This is a genomic window from Nocardioides zhouii (genome assembly GCF_004137345.1).
GTDB classification, from domain to species: domain Bacteria; phylum Actinomycetota; class Actinomycetes; order Propionibacteriales; family Nocardioidaceae; genus Nocardioides; species Nocardioides zhouii.
The window spans coordinates 134,515-153,471 of sequence record NZ_SDWV01000007.1; the positions used below are offsets into that span (position 1 = coordinate 134,515).

The 18,957-nt window shown below is 71.1% G+C and carries 21 protein-coding genes; 11 read left to right on the forward strand and 10 right to left on the reverse strand.

Annotated elements, in window-relative coordinates; translation table 11 throughout:
- The first annotated feature begins 2 nt into the window (after positions 1 to 2).
- The 7 genes from EUA94_RS09015 to EUA94_RS09045 are packed head-to-tail and all read left to right on the forward strand — an operon-like array spanning position 3 to position 8,923.
- Positions 3 to 782 carry a TIGR03084 family metal-binding protein gene (locus EUA94_RS09015; protein WP_129426535.1) on the forward strand — a complete coding sequence of 260 codons (780 nt, stop codon included), beginning with the start codon at positions 3 to 5 and terminating at the stop codon, positions 780 to 782.
- On the forward strand, positions 779 to 2,521 hold the full coding sequence (locus EUA94_RS09020) for an acyclic terpene utilization AtuA family protein (protein ID WP_242494759.1): 1,743 nt from the start codon (positions 779 to 781) through the stop codon (positions 2,519 to 2,521). The genes EUA94_RS09015 and EUA94_RS09020 overlap by 4 nt, the downstream gene beginning before the upstream one ends.
- Positions 2,518 to 3,651, forward strand: a complete 1,134-nt coding sequence (locus EUA94_RS09025; RefSeq protein WP_129426536.1) for an acyl-CoA dehydrogenase family protein — start codon at positions 2,518 to 2,520, stop codon at positions 3,649 to 3,651. Before EUA94_RS09020 ends, EUA94_RS09025 begins: the two co-directional genes overlap by 4 nt.
- 22 nt (positions 3,652 to 3,673) lie before the next feature.
- Entirely contained in the window at positions 3,674 to 4,144 is a 471-nt protein-coding gene (locus EUA94_RS09030; RefSeq protein ID WP_129426537.1) for an SRPBCC family protein, read from the forward strand.
- On the forward strand, positions 4,141 to 5,769 hold the full coding sequence (locus EUA94_RS09035) for an acyl-CoA carboxylase subunit beta (protein ID WP_129426538.1): 1,629 nt from the start codon (positions 4,141 to 4,143) through the stop codon (positions 5,767 to 5,769). The genes EUA94_RS09030 and EUA94_RS09035 overlap by 4 nt, the downstream gene beginning before the upstream one ends.
- On the forward strand, positions 5,766 to 7,751 hold the full coding sequence (locus EUA94_RS09040; RefSeq protein WP_129426539.1) for an ATP-binding protein: 1,986 nt from the start codon (positions 5,766 to 5,768) through the stop codon (positions 7,749 to 7,751). Before EUA94_RS09035 ends, EUA94_RS09040 begins: the two co-directional genes overlap by 4 nt.
- On the forward strand, positions 7,748 to 8,923 hold the full coding sequence (locus EUA94_RS09045) for an acyl-CoA dehydrogenase family protein (protein ID WP_129426540.1): 1,176 nt from the start codon (positions 7,748 to 7,750) through the stop codon (positions 8,921 to 8,923). Before EUA94_RS09040 ends, EUA94_RS09045 begins: the two co-directional genes overlap by 4 nt.
- Before the next feature lie 61 nt (positions 8,924 to 8,984).
- On the opposite strand, the gene EUA94_RS09050 is transcribed toward EUA94_RS09045, so the two are convergent.
- Positions 8,985 to 9,314, reverse strand: a complete 330-nt coding sequence (locus EUA94_RS09050; RefSeq protein ID WP_129426541.1) for a DUF5011/hyalin repeat domain-containing protein — start codon at positions 9,312 to 9,314, stop codon at positions 8,985 to 8,987.
- Positions 9,299 to 9,637 (reverse strand): hypothetical protein, encoded by a 339-nt coding sequence (locus tag EUA94_RS09055; protein WP_129426542.1) that lies wholly within the window; start codon positions 9,635 to 9,637, stop codon positions 9,299 to 9,301. Before EUA94_RS09055 ends, EUA94_RS09050 begins: the two co-directional genes overlap by 16 nt.
- 131 nt (positions 9,638 to 9,768) lie before the next feature.
- Between EUA94_RS09055 and EUA94_RS09060 the strand changes: the two genes are divergently transcribed.
- The 3 genes from EUA94_RS09060 (at position 9,769) to EUA94_RS09070 (ending at position 12,202) form a co-directional block, all read left to right on the forward strand.
- Entirely contained in the window at positions 9,769 to 10,146 is a 378-nt protein-coding gene (locus EUA94_RS09060; protein ID WP_129426543.1) for an MmcQ/YjbR family DNA-binding protein, read from the forward strand.
- Between the two features lie 39 nt (positions 10,147 to 10,185).
- Positions 10,186 to 11,328: a heparan-alpha-glucosaminide N-acetyltransferase domain-containing protein gene (locus EUA94_RS09065; RefSeq protein WP_129426544.1), complete on the forward strand. Its 1,143-nt coding sequence runs from the start codon at positions 10,186 to 10,188 to the stop codon at positions 11,326 to 11,328.
- A gap of 97 nt (positions 11,329 to 11,425) precedes the next feature.
- Positions 11,426 to 12,202 carry a hypothetical protein gene (locus tag EUA94_RS09070; RefSeq protein WP_129426545.1) on the forward strand — a complete coding sequence of 259 codons (777 nt, stop codon included), beginning with the start codon at positions 11,426 to 11,428 and terminating at the stop codon, positions 12,200 to 12,202.
- Between the two features lie 28 nt (positions 12,203 to 12,230).
- Here EUA94_RS09070 and EUA94_RS09075 read toward each other — a convergent pair whose 3' ends face one another.
- Positions 12,231 to 13,583 (reverse strand): HAMP domain-containing sensor histidine kinase, encoded by a 1,353-nt coding sequence (locus EUA94_RS09075; protein ID WP_129426546.1) that lies wholly within the window; start codon positions 13,581 to 13,583, stop codon positions 12,231 to 12,233.
- Positions 13,580 to 14,260, reverse strand: a complete 681-nt coding sequence (locus EUA94_RS09080) for a response regulator transcription factor (RefSeq protein ID WP_207210472.1) — start codon at positions 14,258 to 14,260, stop codon at positions 13,580 to 13,582. The genes EUA94_RS09075 and EUA94_RS09080 overlap by 4 nt, the downstream gene beginning before the upstream one ends.
- 160 nt (positions 14,261 to 14,420) lie before the next feature.
- Between EUA94_RS09080 and EUA94_RS09085 the strand changes: the two genes are divergently transcribed.
- Positions 14,421 to 15,254, forward strand: coding sequence for a hypothetical protein (locus tag EUA94_RS09085; protein WP_129426548.1), 834 nt, complete (start codon positions 14,421 to 14,423; stop codon positions 15,252 to 15,254).
- Between the two features lie 11 nt (positions 15,255 to 15,265).
- Here the strand turns inward: EUA94_RS09085 and EUA94_RS09090 are convergent, their stop codons facing one another.
- The 6 genes from EUA94_RS09090 to EUA94_RS09115 all read right to left on the reverse strand — a co-directional run bounded on the left by EUA94_RS09090 (position 15,266) and on the right by EUA94_RS09115 (position 18,927).
- Positions 15,266 to 15,721, reverse strand: coding sequence for a protein-L-isoaspartate O-methyltransferase family protein (locus EUA94_RS09090; protein WP_129426549.1), 456 nt, complete (start codon positions 15,719 to 15,721; stop codon positions 15,266 to 15,268).
- 111 nt (positions 15,722 to 15,832) lie between these two features.
- A complete protein-coding gene (locus EUA94_RS09095) occupies positions 15,833 to 16,312 on the reverse strand; it encodes a cupin domain-containing protein (RefSeq protein WP_129426550.1) in 480 nt (159 codons plus the stop codon).
- The gene (locus EUA94_RS09100; RefSeq protein ID WP_129426551.1) at positions 16,309 to 16,770 is read right to left on the reverse strand and encodes a VOC family protein; all 462 of its coding nucleotides are present in this window, start codon (positions 16,768 to 16,770) and stop codon (positions 16,309 to 16,311) included. Before EUA94_RS09100 ends, EUA94_RS09095 begins: the two co-directional genes overlap by 4 nt.
- Before the next feature lie 10 nt (positions 16,771 to 16,780).
- Entirely contained in the window at positions 16,781 to 17,269 is a 489-nt protein-coding gene (locus tag EUA94_RS09105) for a helix-turn-helix domain-containing protein (RefSeq protein ID WP_129426552.1), read from the reverse strand.
- 208 nt (positions 17,270 to 17,477) lie between these two features.
- Positions 17,478 to 18,341 carry a hypothetical protein gene (locus EUA94_RS09110; RefSeq protein ID WP_129426553.1) on the reverse strand — a complete coding sequence of 288 codons (864 nt, stop codon included), beginning with the start codon at positions 18,339 to 18,341 and terminating at the stop codon, positions 17,478 to 17,480.
- A 34-nt stretch (positions 18,342 to 18,375) separates the two neighbouring features.
- Entirely contained in the window at positions 18,376 to 18,927 is a 552-nt protein-coding gene (locus tag EUA94_RS09115; RefSeq protein ID WP_207210473.1) for an RNA polymerase sigma factor, read from the reverse strand.
- Between the last annotated feature and the right edge of the window lie 30 nt (positions 18,928 to 18,957).

Below are 18,957 nucleotides of genomic sequence, written 5' to 3' on the forward strand. Positions count from 1 at the left end.
CGATGACTGATGTGCTCACCCAGGTCCTCGACGACCTCGCCGCCGAGGGCGACCGGCTCGACGCCCTCGTCGCCGGCCTCGACGACGCCGGCTGGCACACCGCCACGCCGGCGCCCGGTTGGGACGTCGCCGCGCAGGTCGCCCACCTCGCCTGGACCGACGACGTGGCGCTGAAGGCCGCGACCGACAAGGACGCCTGGGACGCCGTGGTCCTCGACGCGATCGCCGACCCGGAGGGCTACGTGGACCGGGAGGCCCTCGCGATCGCCCGGGACGCCGACCTCCTCGGTCGCTGGCGCCGCGCCCGCACCGACCTGCGCGCCGCGCTGGCGGCGTACCCACGCGCTGAGAAGATGCCGTGGTTCGGCCCGCCCATGTCGGCCACGTCGATGGCGACCGCGCGGCTGATGGAGACCTGGGCCCACAGCCTCGACGTCCACGAGGGGCTCGGCGCGCCCGTCGAGGACACCGACCGGATCCGGCACGTCGCGCACCTCGGCGTGCGTACGCGCAACTTCGCCTTCGGAGTGCACGGCCTCGACGTCCCGACCGAGGAGTTCCGGATCGACCTCGTCGCTCCGTCCGACGACGTGTGGAGCTGGGGTCCGGACGACGCCGCCCAGACCCTGACCGGCAGCGCCGCCGACTTCTGCCGCCTCGTCACCCAGCGCGTCCACCGCGCCGACACCGACCTCGTCGCGACCGGCCCCGACGTCGACCGCTGGCTCGGCATCGCCCAGGCCTTCGCCGGCCAACCGGGCGAGGGGCGGGCGCCGCAGTGACCGCGCGGCATCCCGAGAAATCGGCACTGAGGATCGGCAACTGCTCCGGCTTCTACGGCGACCGCCTCTCGGCGATGCGCGAGATGCTCGAGGGAGGCGAGCTGGACGTCCTCACCGGCGACTACCTCGCCGAGCTCACGATGCTCATCCTCGGCAAGGACCAGCTCAAGGACCCCTCGCTCGGCTACGCCCGCACCTTCGTCCGCCAGGCTGAGGACTGCCTCGGCCTCGCCCTCGAGCGCGGCGTGAAGATCGTCAGCAACGCCGGTGGCCTCAACCCCGCCGGCCTCGCTGATCGGATCCGCGAGGTCGCGACCGGCCTCGGGCTCGACCCGCAGGTCGCCCACGTCGAGGGCGACGACGTCCGCGACCTCACCGCTTCGATGGGAGTTGGCACGGGCGCCCTCACCGCCAACGCCTACCTCGGCGGCTTCGGCATCGCCGCCGCGCTCACGGCCGGCGCCGACGTCGTCGTCACCGGGCGCGTCACCGACGCCTCGCTGGTCGTCGGCCCGGCCGTCGCGCACCACGGCTGGAGCGCGACGTCGTACGACGAGCTGGCGGGCGCGGTCGTCGCGGGCCACGTCATCGAGTGCGGCACCCAGGCGACAGGCGGCAACTTCAGCGGCTTCCTGAGCCTGCCGGATCGACAGAAGCCGCTGGGATTTCCTCTGGCCGAGGTCGCAGCCGACGGCTCGAGCGTCATCACGAAGCACGCCGGCACCGGCGGCGCGGTCACGGTCGACACGGTCACCGCGCAGCTGGTCTACGAGATCCAGTCGACCCGCTACCTCGGGCCCGACGTCACCGTCCACCTCGACAGCGTCCGGCTCGAGCAGGTCGGCGAGGACCGCGTCGCGATCGGGCCCGTTGTCGGCGAGGCACCGCCCGAGCGGCTCAAGGTCTGCGTCAACGAGCTCGGCGGCTGGCGCAACAGCGCCGAGTTCGTCCTCACCGGGCTCGACGTCGAGGCCAAGGCGGAGTGGGTGCGCGAGCAACTGGGCGCGCGACTCACGGCCGCGGAGATCGTCTGGTCCGACGTCACGATCCCGCCGGCCGACGCCGGGACCGAGGAGTCCGCGTCGACGCTGCTGCGCTGCACCGTGAAGGACCCCTCGCCCGACCCCGTCGGTCGCGCCTTCACCGCAGCGGCCGTCGAGCTCGCGCTCGGGTCCTACCCCGGCTTCACGATGACCGCCCCGCCCGCCCCCGCGACGCCGTTCGGCATCTACCGACCCGCGTACGTCGACCGCGCCGACGTCACGCACACCGTCGTCCACGCCGACGGCCGCCGCGAGGTCGTCGCGGACCCGGGGCCGTACACGCCGCTCGACGAAGCACCGGGCGCCCGCCCCTCGCCGTACCCCGGCCGCGCCGACGTGCTCACCCGCCGCCTTCCGCTCGGCACCTTCGTCCACGCGCGCTCCGGCGACAAGGGCGGCGACGCCAACGTCGGGCTCTGGGTCGCGCACGACGGCGTCGACCACGAGACGTACGACGCCCGCGTGCAGTGGCTCTTCAAGCTGATGTCGCCGCGCGGCATCCCGGTGCTGCTGCCGGAGGCGGCCGACCTCGACGTCGACGTGTGGCTGCTGCCCCACCTCGGCGCGGTCAACGTCGTCATCCACGGCCTCCTCGGCGAGGGTGTTGCGGCCTCGCCGCGCTTCGACCCGCAGGCCAAAGGGCTGGGCGAGTGGCTCCGCTCGCGGCACGTCTCGATCGAGGACAGCCTCATATGAACGCAGAGCGAGAGGCGCTCCGCTCGACCGCGACGGAGTTCACCCGTCGCGAGGTCGTGCCGCACCTCCAGGAGTGGGAGGACGCGGGCGAGATCCCGCGCGCCCTGCACCGGACCGCGGGCGATCTCGGGCTGATCGGCATCGCCTTCCCCGAGTCCGTCGGCGGCAGCGGCGGCGACCTGCTCGACTCGGTCGCGATGCAGGAGGCGATGTTCGACGCCGGTGCATCGAGCGGGCTGATGGCCGGCCTCTTCACCAGCGGCATCGCGTTGCCGCACCTCGCGGCGAGCGGCGACGCCGACCTCGTCGACCGCTTCGTCCGGCCCACGTTGGCCGGCGAGCTGATCGGCTCGCTGGCGATCACCGAGCCCGGAGGCGGCTCCGACGTCGCCCGCATCACCACGCGGGCAGAGCGCGACGGCGACCACTACGTCGTCAACGGCGCGAAGACCTTCATCACCTCCGGCGTCCGTGCCGACTTCGTGACCACCGCCGTCCGCACCGGCGGCCCGGGCCACGCCGGCATCTCGCTGCTCGTCGTCGAGAAGGGCACGCCCGGCTTCACCGTCGACCGCTCGCTGCGCAAGATGGGCTGGCACTGCTCCGACACCGCCGAGCTGTCGTACGTCGACGTCCGCGTGCCGGTCGCGAACCTCGTCGGCGCGGAGGGCTCGGGCTTCGGCCAGATCGCCGACCAGTTCGTCGTCGAGCGGATCGCGCTCGCCGTGCACGGCTACGGCATCGCTGCCCGTTCGCTCGACCTCGCGGCGGCGTACGCCCGGGACCGGCAAGCGTTCGGCCGCGCCCTGATCGGCAACCAGAGTGTCCAGCACCTGCTGGTCGAGATGCGCCGGCAGGTCGAGGTGGCGCGCACCTACACGCACGCCGTGGCCGCCCGTCATGTCGCCGGCGAGTTCGTCGTCGCGGAGGCATGCCTGGCCAAGCAGACCGCGGTGGACTGCGCGGCGTACGTCTGCGACCGGGCCGTCCAGCTCTTCGGTGGCAGCGGCTACATGCACGGCACCGAGGTGGAGCGGCACTACCGCGACGCCCGGCTCCTGCCGATCGGCGGCGGTGCCGACGAGGTGCTGCGCGACCTGACGGCCAAGTTGATGGGGTACGCCTCATGACCACAAGAGAGAAGGACTTTCGATGATCAAGCTTCCGTCCCTGGGCGACGAGGTGTCCGTCTGGATGGACGCCCCGCCCGCCGAGGTGTGGGACCTCGTCAGCGACGTGACGCGCATCGGCGAGTTCAGCCCCGAGACCTTCGAGGCCAAGTGGACCCGCGGGTCGACCGGCCCGGAGGTCGGGGCCTACTTCGCCGGCCACGTGAAGCGCAACGGCGTCGGCCCGACCTACTGGTCGCCGTGCAAGGTCACCGAGTGCCAGGTCGAGAAGGTCTTCGAGTTCTCCGTCGGCACCGACGCGGTCACCGTCAACAACTGGGGCTACCGGCTCGAGCCGAAGGACGGCGGAACCCTCGTCACGGAGTACTTCCGGATGGAGCCCTCGCTGCCCACCCGCCTCTACTGGCTGGTCCTCGGCGGCCTGCGCGGACGCACCAACCGCAACGGCATGCGTACGACGCTGGAGCGGATGAAGGCGGTGCTGGAGCCATGACCAATCGTGAGGCGATGCTCGAGAAGCTCGCCGACCTCGACACGCAGCACGCGGTCGCGGTGGCCGGCGGCGGTCAGAAGTACGTCGACCGTCATCACGCGCGCGGCAAGCTGACGGCGCGCGAGCGGATCGAGCTGCTCGTCGACCCCGGGTCGGCCTTCCTCGAGCTCTCACCGCTGGCGGGCTGGGGGTCCGACTTCACCGTCGGTGCCTCGCTGGTGACCGGCATCGGCGTGGTCGAGGGCGTCGAGTGCCTGGTCACCGCCAACGACCCGACCGTGAAGGGCGGCGCGAGCAACCCGTGGACGGTGAAGAAGGCCTTCCGGGCGGCGCAGATCGCGGAGGAGAACAACCTCCCGACGATCTCGCTCGTCGAGTCCGGCGGCGCCGACCTGCCGACGCAGAAGGAGATCTTCATCCCCGGCGGCCGGCTCTTCCGCGACCTCACCCGCTCCTCCGCGCGCAAGCAGCCGACGATCGCACTGGTCTTCGGGAACTCGACCGCCGGCGGGGCGTACGTCCCCGGCATGAGCGACTACACGGTGTTCGTCCGCGGCGGCGCGAAGGTCTTCCTCGGCGGCCCTCCCCTGGTGAAGATGGCGACCGGTGAGGAGTCCGACGACGAGTCGCTCGGTGGTGCCGAGATGCACGCCAGGGTCAGCGGCCTCGCCGACTACCTCGCCGAGGACGAGCACGACGCGATCCGCATCGGCCGGCGGATCGTGGCCCGCCTGAACCGGCGCCACGGCGGGGGTCGAGCGGACCATGGTCCGCTCGACGCACGCCACGGCGTGCGTCCAGCGTCCACGAGAGGGTCCCAGTCCTCCTTCGCCGAGCCCGACGCCGACCCCGGCACCCTCCTCGACCTCATCCCGACCGACCTCAAGGAGCCGTTCGACCCACGCGAGGTGATCGTCCGGATCGTCGACGGCACGAGCGCGCACAACGGCAAGCCCTTCGACGAGTTCAAGCCGCTCTACGGCACGTCGCTCGTGACCGGCTGGGCGCAGCTGCACGGCCACCCGATCGGGATCCTGGCCAACGCGCAGGGGGTGCTGTTCTCCGAGGAGGCGCAGAAGGCGACGCAGTTCATCCAGCTCGCCAACCAGGCCGACACCCCGCTGCTCTTCCTTCACAACACGACCGGCTACATGGTCGGCAAGGAGTACGAGCAGGGCGGGATCATCAAGCACGGCGCGCAGATGATCAACGCCGTGTCCAACTCCACCGTCCCGCACCTCAGCGTGATCATGGGCGCGTCCTACGGCGCCGGCAACTACGGCATGAACGGCCGTGCGTTCGACCCGCGCTTCCTCTTCACCTGGCCCAGCGCGAAGAGTGCGGTGATGGGCCCTGCGCAGCTCGCCGGCGTGCTCGAGATCGTCGCCCAGCAGTCCGCGGAGTCTAAGGGCGAGACCTTCGACGCCGAGGGGTTCAAGGGCATCAAGGACTACGTCGAGGCGTCCGTCGAGGAGCAGTCGCTGCCCTACTTCCTGTCCGGGATGTTGTACGACGACGGCGTCATCGACCCGCGCGACACCAGGACGGTGCTGGCGATCTGCCTCAGCGTCATCGCCAACACCCCGATCCGCGGGGCCGAGGGATACGGGGTGTTCCGCACGTGAGCTCACTCATCCAGCGAGTTGCCGTCGCCAACCGTGGCGAGATCGCCAGCCGGGTCTTCGCCACCTGCCGCCGCCTCGGTATCGAGAGCCAGGCGCTCTACTCCGATCCCGATGCCGGCCTGCCCTACGTCGACGACGCCGACGTGGCGACCCGGCTGCCGGGCAGCACGCCCGCCGAGACCTACCTCGATGCCGAGCGGGTGATCCACTCGATCCGCGCCGTGGGAGGTCAGTCCGTGCACCCGGGCTACGGCTTCCTCAGCGAGAACGCCGACTTCGCCCGTGCCGTCCAGGACGCCGGACTGCTCTGGCTCGGACCGCCACCCGACGCGATCGAGGCGATGGGCTCGAAGATCCGCGCCAAGGACCTCATGCGCGCCGCCGGCGTACCCGTCCTGGAGGCGCCCGAGCAGCCGACCGAGGCCGACTTGCCGCTGCTCGTCAAGGCGAGCGCCGGCGGCGGCGGGCGCGGCATGCGGGTCGTACGTCGCCTCGGGGACCTCGACGCGGAGGTCGAGAGCGCCCGGGCCGAGGCGGCCTCGGCCTTCGGTGACGGCACCGTCTTCGTCGAGCCGTACGTCGAGTCCGGCCGCCACGTCGAGGTGCAGATCCTGTTCGACACCCACGGCACCGGCATCGCCGTCGGCGACCGTGACTGCTCGCTGCAGCGCCGCCACCAGAAGGTGCTCGAGGAGGCGCCCGCGCCGGGTCTGCCCGACGCGGTGCGTGCCGCGATGCACAAGGCGGCCGTCGCGGCCGGCCGTGCGGTGGGCTACGTCAGCGCCGGCACGGTCGAGTTCCTCTACGACCCCGCCGGTGAGCGGTTCTGGTTCCTCGAGATGAACACCCGCCTCCAGGTCGAGCACCCGGTCACCGAGTGCGTCACCGGCATCGACCTCGTCGCCGCCCAGATCGGGATCGCCGAGGGGCGCACGCTGCTCGAGGTGCTCGGCACCGACACGACCCCGGAGCCGCGCGGCCACGCGATCGAGGTCCGGCTCTACGCCGAGACCCCGGACGCGGCCGCCACCCCGCAGAGCGGTCGCTTCTCGCGGCTGCAGATCCCGCACGACATGGCCTTCGACCTCCTGCCCCGCCACGGCGTACGCGTCGACGCGGGGTACGCCGACGGCAGCGAGGTCTCGACCCACTACGACGCGATGCTCGCGAAGGTCATCGTGTGGGCGGCGGACCGGCCGTCCGCGCTGCGTGCCCTCGGCCGCGCGCTGCGCCGGTCCCGGCTGCACGGCCCGGTCACCAACCGCGACCTGCTCGAGACGATGCTGCAGGTGGACGAGGTGGTCGCGGGCACCATGACGACCACGACGCTCGAGCAGCAGCTCTCCGGCGAGCACCCCATCGGTGGCGTCCCCGCGGGCGACACCGAGCTCGGCCCGTACGTCGCCGCCGTCGCCATCGCCGTACGCGACGCCGCGGCCCGCCGCGTACAGCACGGCATCCAGCCGGGCTGGCGCAACGTGGCGTCGCAGCCGCAGCGCACGTCGTTCGAGGTGCCCGGACGCGACGAGCCCGTGGTGGCCGAGTGGTACGCCGGTCGCGACGGCTTCCGCCACCCGACCGAGGACTGGACGGTCGTCTCCGCGACGCCCGACCTCGTCGTGCTGATGGTCAACGGCCACCGGATGCGCTTCGAGGTGCACGTCGACGAGTCCGGCGAGATGTTCCTCGACAACGACGGCACCATCCGCGAGCGGTTGCGCCCGTTGCCCCGGTTCACCGACCCCGCGGACGCGGTCGCCAGCGGCTCGCTGCTCGCGCCGATGCCCGGCACCGTCGTGAAGGTCGCGGTCGTGGCCGGGGCGCAGGTCGCCGCCGGCGACGTCGTCCTCGTCCTGGAAGCCATGAAGATGCAGCACACCGTGACCGCGCCGCACGCCGGCACGGTCACCGAGATCAACGTCGAGCCCGGCACGCAGGTCGCGTCCGGGGAAGTCCTGGCAGTAGTCGAGGAGAACTCATGACCACCTTCACCGAGACCGACGAGCGCATCGAGCTGCGCCGACAGGTGTCCAAGCTCGCCAAGGGCTACGGCCGTGCGTGGTTCACCGAGCGCGCCCGCGCCGGCGAGAAGACCACCGACCTCTGGATGGAGATCGCCAAGGCGGGCTACCTCGGCGTCAACATCCCCGAGGAGTACGGCGGCGGTGGCGGCGGCATCGGCGACGTGGCCGCGGTGTGCGAGGAGCTCGCTGCGCAGGGCTGCCCGCTGCTGATGATGGTCGTCAGCCCCGCGATCTGCGGCACGGTGATCGCCCGCTACGGCACCGAGGTGCAGAAGCAGAAGTGGCTCCCCGGCATCTGCGACGGCACCGGCACGATGGCGTTCGCGATCACCGAGCCCGACGCCGGCACCAACTCCCACAACATCACCACCACGGCCCGCCGCGACGGCGACGAGTGGGTGCTCAAGGGCCAGAAGATCTACATCTCCGGCGTCGACGAGGCAACCAACGTCCTGGTCGTCGCGCGAGTCCAGGACGCACCGGATTCATCGGGAGGGGCGGGCAAGCTCAAGCCCTGCCTCTTCGTGGTCCCGACGGACTCCGCGGGCTTCGAGTTCACCGCGATCCCCATGGAGATCGTCAGCCCGGAGAGCCAGTTCCAGGTCTTCATCGACGACGTCCGGCTCCCGGCCGACGCGATCGTCGGCGACGAGGACGGCGGCCTCGTCCAGTTGTTCGCCGGGCTCAACCCCGAGCGGATCATGGCGGCCTCGTTCTCGACCGGGCTGGCGCGCCACGCCCTCGAGAAGGCGTCGGCGTACGCCCAGGAGCGCACGGTCTTCAAGGCCCCGATCGGCTCCCACCAGGCGATCGCCCACCCGCTCGCGATGGCGCACATCGAGAACGAGCTCGCCCGCCTGATGACCCAGAAGGCGTCCGCACTCGTCGACGCCGGCGACGACATGGCCGCCGGCGAGGCCGCGAACATGGCGAAGTACGCCGCCGCCGAAGCCGCGGTCCACGCCGTCGACGCTGCTGTCCAGACCCACGGCGGGAACGGCATCACGCAGGAGTACGGCATGGCCGGCATGCTCGTCGCCGCCCGCGCCGGCCGGATCGCGCCGGTCAGCCGGGAGATGATCCTCAACTTCGTCGCGATGCACAGCCTGGGGCTGCCGAAGTCCTACTGAGATACCTGAGGACGTGGTGAACGGGAATCGGCCGAGAATCCGTACGCCACGTCCTCAGGTATCACTCGCAGGTGTCGATGCGGGCTACCCGCCACTGGACCGGGCCCTCCACGACGACGCTCCTGATCAGCTCGCCGTCGGCGTCGTAGCCGCGGTAGGTCACGGTGTGGAAGCCCTTGGCGTCGCTCGATTCCTCGGTCACCTGCGCGGCATCGTCGAGCCGATCGCCGAGGGCGTCGTCTGCCGTCGGGCTCAGAGGCCCGCCCTCGGGGATGCCGGACAGGGTGCTACCCGGGCAGCTCAGGTCGGGTCCGCTCGCCCATGCGTTGATCCCGACAGCGCCCGCGACGAGGAGCGCGAGGACGACGAGCCACTTCACGAGCACACCCACGACCGGCCCTCGTACCAGCGGCCGTCCTCGGCCTGCCAGATCTCGATCTTCTTCAGCAGGTGCTCGTCCTGGTCGTAGCCGCGGAACACGACGACGGCCTGCTGGCCCTCGGAGCGGGTCTCCTGGTCACGCGTGATCTCCGCCGCGTCGTCGAGCAGTGACCCCAGAGCCTCCTCTGGGCTTGCCGGCCCGCGGACGTCCGCGTCGCGGAAGCCGCCGGGCGAGAACGCGACTCCGCCCTCGCACCCCGGCTCCCGGTCCGAGAGCAGCGCCGGGACGCCGATCGCGCCGGCGGCCACGAGGAGCAGCGCCACCCACTTCATGGCCGGAACCTACTCCGCTGCGAGCACTACGAAGGCAGTTCGGCGATCCAGGGGCGCGGCTGAGCGTGGGAGCGGTGGTCACAGGAGCGAACTGCCTGCATGGTGTCGGCGGGTGGTGGCAGGCTGATGCCGTGGCCCTCGCAGACCGTCCGCTCGTCCCCGAGGAGTGGGTACGCCGCATCGACGCGGTGCTCGGCGCGCTGCCGCGGTGCGAACAGGAGGCCGCATGGACCGGCACCCGCTGGCGGGTCGGCAGCGCCACGGTCGCCCACGTCTTCGGTGGCGAGGACCAGGTCTTCCGGATCACCTTCCGCGGGGAGCCCGACGAGGTCGCGGCCTTCGAGCACATGGGCGAGCCCTACTTCCGCTCCGGCTGGGGCGGAAACGTCATCGGGATGGTGCTCGACGACGAGACGGACTGGGCCGAGCTGGCCGAGCTGCTCACCGACTCCTACTGCCTCCAGGCGCCGCAGACCCTCGCCGCCCGGGTCGATCGCCCTCGGTCCTGACGCGGCAAGGCCTCATGGGTCGCCCGGCAGGATGACCGCATGACCAGGACGACCGAGGGCCGCCTCGTCGGGCTGGACGTCGCCCGATGCCTCGCACTGCTGGGCATGGTCGCCACGCACGTCCTCGACGCACGCACCCCCGCGGGGGACCTCACCACCGGTCAGTGGCTGGCCGGCGGACGGGCATCGGCACTCTTCGCCGTGCTGGCCGGAGTGAGCCTGGGGCTGATGACCCGCGCACCGCTGCGAGGTCGCGCTCTCGCGAGGCGATCCGCCGGGATCGCCGGCCGGGCACTGCTCATCGCCGTCCTGGGACTGCTGCTGGGTGGCCTCGACAGCGGCATCGCGATCATCCTCACCTACTACGGGGTGCTCTTCGTTCTGGGCCTGCCCTTCACGCTCCTCGGCGTCCGGACGCTGCTGCCGCTCACCGTCGTGTGGGTCGCGGTCGCGCCGGTGGCCTCGCACCTCGTGCGACCGCACCTGCCGGACCGCGGGTTCGAGAGCCCGACCTTCGACCAGCTGGCGGACCCCGCGCAGCTGGCCAGCGAGCTGCTCCTGACCGGCTACTACCCCGTCGTGCCGTGGCTGGCCTACCTGCTCGCCGGGCTCGTCCTGGCGCGCATCGACCTGAGGGCCGTCTCGCTGCTGGGTGCCATGGCCTTCGGCGGCCTCGGGACGGCGGTGTTGGCGACCCGCGTCTCCCGCACGCTGGTCGACCCGGCAGTGGCCTCCGAGAACGCCGCCGGGATGTTCGGCACCACCCCGGCCGACGGCGACTGGGACTGGCTTCTCCTCGTCGCGCCGCACTCGGCGACACCGTTCGACCTCGCCCAGACCATCGGCAGCGCGGTGCTCGTGATCTCCTGCTGCCTCCTCCTCGAGCGCCTGCTACCTCGCGCAGCGACCGTGGCGCTCGCCGTCGTCTTCGGCGCCGGCACGATGACGCTCAGCCTCTACTCGCTGCACGTCCTGATGCGTACACCGGGTGTGTGGCCGCCGGAGGAGCCCTCTGCCTACCTCTCGCACGTCGTCGTCCTGCTCGGCCTCGGCGCGGGCATGCGGTTGCTCCGGCTGCGCGGGCCCCTCGAGGTCGTGGCCGGACTGCCGGTCCGACGGGCGCGGCGGGCAGCCTCCGACGCCGAGTCGCGCCGGCCTCAGCGCAGCGGCACGAACCGGTAGTGGCCGTGCTTCACGGGGGGTTCAGGGCGGCTTCAGCACCGGGGGCGCATGGTGGCGAGTGTTCCCGATCTTGCGGGGCACCTACCAAGGAGCGGACATGGACACACCTCGAACCAAGAAGCACACTCCAGCGGCCGTGGTCTCGGCGGCGGTGGCGTTCGGCGCCATGGTGTGCAGCGCTCAGTCAGGCAACGCCGTCGCCTCCGGCCCGGTCGGTGGCCCCGTGGCCGCTGCCAAGGGGCCGGAGATCATTCCACTGCCGGGGCCGGGCAGCTTCGTGAGGAAGATCGACAACCCCTACTCGCCCTTCGCGCCTGGGATGAGGTGGGTCTATGGGGGCGGGACGCGGGAGCAGCGCGAGCGGATCGTGGTCAAGGTCCTGAACCGAACCAAGCTGATCGAAGGCATCACCGCGACCGTGGTCCGCGACACCGTGAAGGTCAACGATGAGGTCATCGAGGACACCTTCGACTGGTACGCCCAGGACCTCGAGGGCAGGGTGTGGTATCTCGGTGAGGCCACCAAGGAGTACGAGAACGGGCAGGTGGTCTCGACCGAGGGCTCGTGGGAGGCCGGCGTGGACGGCGCCAAGGCAGGCATCATCATGTTCGCCCAACCGGAGGTCGGCGAGGCGTATCGGCAGGAGTTCTACGCCGGTCATGCCGAGGACCAGGGAAGGTTCCTGACATTGGACACCCGGGTAGCCACGAAGGCGGGTGTCTTCAAGCGCGTGCGGATGACCGAGGACACCACGTCGCTGCACCCCGAGATCGCAGAGCTCAAGTTCTATGCACCGGGCGTGGGAATCGTGCTGGAGTTCGACCTGGCACCCGAGGCCGGGCGCACCGAACTGCTCCGCTTCACGGCCGGGTGAAACCCTCCCGAGCTCCCGAGGACATGAGTCAGGAAGGCGGGTGCGTCGGCAACCAGATGCACACCGTCGCCGGTGCACCCACCCTCACGGTTGACCGTCCGCCGTGGGCATCGACGATGGCGTGCACGATGGCCAGACCGATCCCAGATCCGGTGCTGCGGTCGGCTGGGTGCGCCCGGGACAACCGTTCGAAGGCACGAGGGGCGAACCAGGTCGCAAAGCCGTCGCCCTGGTCGCGAACCTCGATGGTGACTCCGTCGCTGTCGGCTCGGGCCGACAGTGTGATGTCCCCCGCGCCGTGGCGCAGCGCGTTGTCGACCAGGTTCGTCAGTACCTGCCGCAGCCGGTCCTCGTCGGCAAGGACCACCAGCCCGGGATTCGCGAAGACCGTGATGGTGCGTCCAGACACGTTTGCAACGGGCGCGAACCGGCAGCGAGCCCACGTCAGGACGTCGCCGACCTCCATCGGTCGGGCTGCGATCGGAAGCTGGCCACCCGCAGCTCGAGCGAGCACCAGTAGATCCTCCGCGACACGAACCAGTCGGTGGGTCTCGTCCAAGGCGCTCACCAGTGCGGCACTGACCCCCTCGGAGTGGCCGCCGGCCAGCAGCGCACCTTCGAGATCGGTCTGGATCACAGCCAGTGGCGTCCTGAGCTCGTGACTGGCGTCGTCGACGAACCGCCGCTCGCGCTCATAGGAGTCTCCCAGCCGCCCGAGCATGTCGTTCAGCGTCTCGCCAAGTCGCCTGATCTGGTCGTTGGCCACAGGCAGCGGCAGCCTGGCATCTACGTCGCTCGCCGAGATCTCGCTTGCCCGTGACCGCATCGCCTCGACCGGCGCCAAGCCCGACCGGGCGAGCGCATAGCCCGCCAGTGACGCGGCCACCAGCGCGCCGATCCCACCGACCAGGAATGAGGTGACCACGCTCGAGAGCGCCTCGTCGCGATCGCGAAGCGACTGGCCGACCGCGATGACCATGGGCCCGGTGCCCGACTCGTGACGTACGGCAAGGATACGTGCGACGCCATCGATCCCGGGCAGCTCGCGCTCAACGACCAGATCACGTCGCAGGGCCTCGGCCACCTGGTCGCTGTCGATCACGGCGCCGATCGGGGAGCCCGCTGTCTGGAGAACCTCCGATGTCGACAGGACCTGGGCGAAGCTCTCTTCCGGATCCTCGACAGCAACGCTCCCGACGTCGGTCCCCGCGCTGAGCGCAGTCGTAGCCGCGGCGCTGCGAGCGTGCAGGTTGGCGTCGACCCGGTCGTCGAGATCGTGGCGCAACCGCACATAGACGAACGCGGCAGCCGCGGCGAGCATGAACAAGGTGGCGGCCGCAAAGGCAGCGGTGAGCTTGACCAGGATCGGGAGGCGGGTCACGCGCCACCATCCTCACGCAGGCGGTACCCGACCCCGCGAACCGTCTCGATCGAAGCGACTCCGAAAGGCCTGTCGATCTTCGCGCGCAGGTAGCGGACATAGACCTCCACGACATTGGATCGATGTTCGTAGCCGAAGTCCCACGCGGCATCCAGCAGCTGCAGATGGCTGAGGACCTGGCCCGGTCGCCTCATCAACGCTTCCAACAAGGTGAACTCGCGAGCGGTCAGCGAGACCTCGCTCTCCCCTCTCCACACCCGCCGCCCAGCAGGATCCAGTCGAAGAGACCCGACGCTGACCATGGCGGGGCGGTCGACCACGTCACGACGAGCCAACGCCCGCAACCTTGCCAGCAGCTCACCCAGGGAGAACGGTTTCGTCAGGTAGTCGTCGGCACCCACGTCGAGACCCCGGATCCGATCCGCCACCGCGTCGCGCGCGGTGACCATGATGATGGGGGTCCACACACGCGCCAGCCGCAGTTGCTCGCACACCTCGAAGCCATCGACGTCCGGCAACATCACGTCGAGCACGATCACGTCGTACGGCGCAGCCTGCGCCATCCACAAGGCGTCGTCCCCCGACCCGGCGATGTCGGCCACCACACCCGCCGTGTGCAACGCGCGGTTGAGTGCAGCCGCCATCGCCACATCGTCCTCCACCACCAGGATCCGCACTCCAGCACAGTACGAGTCGCCACATGAGACGAGCATGAGAAGCGCGTTGCGCGATCACGGTTCAGTCGGGCCACCGGGCTTCTCACCGTCCCCTCATTCCAGATCTCTAGCGTCCGTAACGTCGCTGGGACCCGCCCGGCACGGACGGAACGAGGCCTTCATGAACACTCGACCCCTCAACCGGATGCGGCGTCGCCGCCTCCCGACGCTCCTGACAGCCGCCGCCGCGGTGGCGCTGGGTATGCCGCTGGCGGTCGCCGTACAGCCCCTCCCGAGCAGTGGCGTCACGAACGTCTCTGCCACCGGCGACTCCGCAAGCAGGACTCGCGCCGAGTGCCAACTTCCGAGGGGGCACGAGCACGCCGACCTCGACCCGGCGGACTTCACGACCAAGATCGACAACCCCTACTTCCCGATGCGTCCTGGAGACCGGAAGGTGTGGCGGGAAACGGCTCCGGACGGCACCCGGCAGAAGATCGTGGACCTGGTCACCCACCGGACCAGGCTGATCGCCAACGGCGTCACTGCACGGGTGGTCATCGCCCGGGTCAGCGACGAGCGTGGCCGACTGGTCGAGCGCACCGAGGAGTGGTTCGCCCAGGACCGTGTCGGCTGCGTGTGGTACTTCGGCGAGGACACCTACAAGATCGAAGACGGCACCATCAACACCGAGGGCTCCTTCGAGGCCGGCGTGAACGGCGCTGAGCCCGGCGTGCAGATGCCGGCACACCCGAGGGCCGGAATGATCTTCCGGCTGGAGGGCGGCTACCGGACCGGCGCCGCCGACCACACCGAGATCCTCAGTGTGGGCACGGAGCAGATCGAGGTGCCCTACGGGCACTTCGACAACGTGGTCTTCAACCGGGACACCACTCCGCTGCACCCCAAGGCCGCCGAGCTCTGGTTCTACGCCAAGGGAGTCGGCGGCGTGCTGGCCATCGACATCTCCGACGGCGACAGCCGCGAGGAGCTGGTGAGGTTCACGCGCGAGTGATGCGGGTCGACTCACCGCAGCGGCACGAACCGGTAGTGTCCGTGCTCGGTCACGACCGCGCCCGGATGGGTCACCCGCAGCATCGTGCCGGCCACCGGGATCACGAGGACGCCATCGTCCGCGAGCTGGTCGACCAGCGACATGGGGAGCGAGGCGGGCATCGCGGACACCAAGATCCGGTCGTACGGCGCTCCGGCGGGGTCGCCCAACACGCCGGGTGTCGCGAGCCGGATGCCCGCCCAGGTTCGGGCGAACGCGGCGAGGTTGCGCGCACCGATGGTGACGAGGGACGGCTCGAGCTCCACTCCGGTCACCGTGCCCGTCGCACCGACGAGGTGCGCCAGCAGTGCGGCCGTCCAGCCCGAGCCGGAGCCGACGTCGAGTACCCGCTGCCCAGGACGTACGTCGAGCAGTCGCAGCATGTCATCGACGGTGCGCGGCTGGGAGTTCGTCTGGCCGGCCGCGATCGCGAGCGGACCGTCGTACGCCGCCCGCCGCCCGCCGCCGGACGCCGCGCGGGAGGAAGTCCCGTCGCGGGGTCTCGGCGAACGCCATCCCTACTGCGTCGACGGGGTCGCTCACAGCCAGGTGTTGTCGTGCTCGCGCATGAACCGGTCGTACGCGTCGCCGTCGAGGTGGCCCATCCCGGCGGCGAGGCCCTCGAAGTAGGCCTCGCGGGGAGCGCCGGGCGCGAAGTGGAGCAGCATCTTGGCGGCGCCGTCCTCGTTGCGGAAGCCGTGGATCCCGCCGGCCGGGACGTGGGCGAAGTCGCCGGCGTGGCACCGCACCCAGTCGGTGCCGTCATAGATCGTGACGGTGCCCTCGAGGACGTAGAACGACTCCGTGATCGTCCGGTGGAAGTGGGCATCCGGTCCGCTCTGCGGGCCGGCGAACTCCCAGCGGTAGAGCCCGAACGTCCCCTGCGTCTCGGTGCCCTGCGCGAGGTAGAACACCTTGTTGCCGTTGGGGTAGACGACCGCCGGCTCGATCCCCGCCCGCACCACGTGGGCGGAGACCTCACCGGAGTCGCCGTCGTAGAGCAGCGGCGGGTAGCTCACTGTGCGGAGGCCTCGTAGGCGTCCTGCACCTGGGCCGGTGTGGCGGTGTTGGGCTGGCTGATCCGGACGTGGTTGCCGAACGGGTCGCGGATGCCGAAGTCGGTGCCGTAGGGCTGCTCGACCGGCTCCTGGGTGACCTCGACGCCGGCGTCGCGGAGGGCGGCGTACGTCGCGTGCACGTCGCTGCTCTGGAGGAAGAGCCCGCCGAGCGCGCCCTTCGTGACGAGCTCTCGGACCTGGGTCGCGGTGGACTCGTCGTGCTGCGGCCCGCCGACGAGCTCGAGGAGCAGCGAGGTGTCCTGGCCGGGGACGCCGACGGTCAGCCAGCGCATGAAGCCGAGGTCGATGTCGTCGCGGGCCTCGAAGCCGAGGTGGGTCGTGTAGAAGTCGAGCGCCTCGTCCTGGTCGAGGACGGGCACGGAGCGGATGTGGAGGCTGGTGATGTGGTTGGAGTTCATGACGAGGACGCTAACGAGCGTCGACCTCCTCACGCTTCTCCGAAACCGCTGTCTCCGCAAGCGCTGTCTCTGGGGCAGCTGTCTCCGGGGCGGCGCTCTCGCGTGGTCGGGTCCACGCCGCGATGAAGCAGGAGGGCACGGCGACCGGCTGGTGTGCGGTGCGGAACTCGGTCGGGGAGATGCCGACGATGTTGCTGAAGGTCCGGCTGAACGTGCCGAGGCTCGCGAATCCGACGTCCCACGCCACGTCGGTGACGGGCCGGTCGGTCTGGCGCAGCAGCGTCATCGCGCGCTCGACGCGGCGGCGCTGCAGGTAGCGGTGCGGGGTCTCGCCGTAGACCTCCTTGAACACCCGCCCGAACTGCGACGCCGACAGGTGTGCAACGGCCGCCAGCGTGGGTAGGTCGAGGGGCTCGGCGTAGCGGCGGTCCATCTCGTCGCGGGCGCGCAGCATCCGCCGGTTGGTGTCCTCCTGCGCGGAGAGGGGCGTGCTGGCCATGATCCGAACCTAGCCGCCGGCGCGGACAGCCGCGGGAGATGGACAGCGGCACGGCCCCGGGGGGAAGCCGTGCCGCTGTGGTGCGTTGTGGGCCTTGGCCATCGCGCTGTGGTGCGGGGGAACCCGTACTCGATGCGGGGGTGTGAATACGGTTGCGATGGTCGTGGGCCCGCGGAACGCGGCCGCTCCGATCCCGAGAATCGGACACTCAGGGTTTCCGGCCGCCCCCCTGGTCCGTCGGGGACGGCTTGTCGGTGGGCGTGCCGGGCGCGGTGCTCGGCTTGCCGGTGGGCTGGGTCGTCGGAGTCGGCAGCTGCGACGGCTTGCCGGTTGGCCGATCGGTGGGCTTCACCGGGGTCGGCTTGCTGGTGGGAGTCGGCCTGGCCGTCGGCGTCGGCAGGACGGACGGCTTGCCGGTCTCCTGCGGCTCGCCGATGAGCGCTACGCACCATGTCGCGATGCTGTCGCCGCCACCAGCCGCGGCGGAGAGCGCGGCGAAGGCTGCGCTGTCGAGGGACGAGCCGTTGGCTGAGCGGTCGACGGCCTGGAAGGCGCGGCACAGGCCTTCGTAGTTCGGCGTCGGCGCCGAGGACGCCGACGGCGACGACTCCGTGGATCTGCTCGGCGTCCCACTGGGGTCCGTGGCCGAGGTGGACGTCGACGGGGCGGTCGAGGCGGACGTCGAGGTGGCGGTCGGCCTCGGGGTCTTCGTCACCGACTCCGTCGCCTGGTCGGAGGCCTGGCCCGGCAGGCCGGGCAGGTGGGCGGTGTTCGCGAGCGCGAACCCGCCGGTGGTGACGGCGACGACGGCACCGGTGGCGATCACGGCGCGGGCGGCGGCCCGGCTGGCGAGGCGACGAGGCGAGACGAAGCCGGCGCCCCTGGTGGTCGACGGCGTGAGGCGCGCCCGGTGGAACGCCGCGACCTCCGCGTCCTCGCGCCTGAGCTCGCCCGGCAGGGCCGGCGCCGAGGCGGCCGAGAGCAGCGAGCCGAGCGCGCTGCCGTGCGCCGCGGGGTCGTCGAGCAGCTGCTCGGCCTCGCGGCGCGTCGGGTGGTCGTCGGGGGTGCGCATCTCACTCCGTTCAGCGCCGCGGCGGCGCCGGCTGTTACGGGTTCGGGTCGATCTTCTTCGAGAGCTGCCGGAGCCCGCGGAACGCGGCTGCCCGCACGGCACCGGGGGACTTGCCGAGGATGCGGCCGCAGGTGGCCGCGTCGAAGCCCAGCACGGTGCGCAGCATGATCGCCTCGGCCTGGTCCTGCGGGAGCGCCGCGACGAGGGCCAGCGCGGCCTGCGACTGCACGCGCCCGAGCGTGTCGCCCTCGACGTCGGACTCGTCGGGCAGGTCGACCAGCTCCTCGACCGTACGGTCGTCCGTGGGTCGCCGGCGGGAGTGGCGCAGGTGGTCGAGCGCACGGTTGCGCCCGATCGTGGTGATCCACCCGCGGAAGCCGTCGGCGTCGCCGCTGAACCGGTCGAGGTCGCGGAACGCCTGCGCCCAGGCCTCGCTGGCGACGTCCTCGGCGTCCGCGCTGCCGACCAGCACGGTCAGGTAGCGCAGCAGCGGAGGCTGGATCGCGCGGTAGACCGTCCGGAACGCGCCCTCGTCGCCCGCGAGCATCTGCTCGACGGCAGCGTCGAGGGCGTCGGGAGCGGGCACTCGCTGTGTCTACCCCAGCCGGGCGCAGGA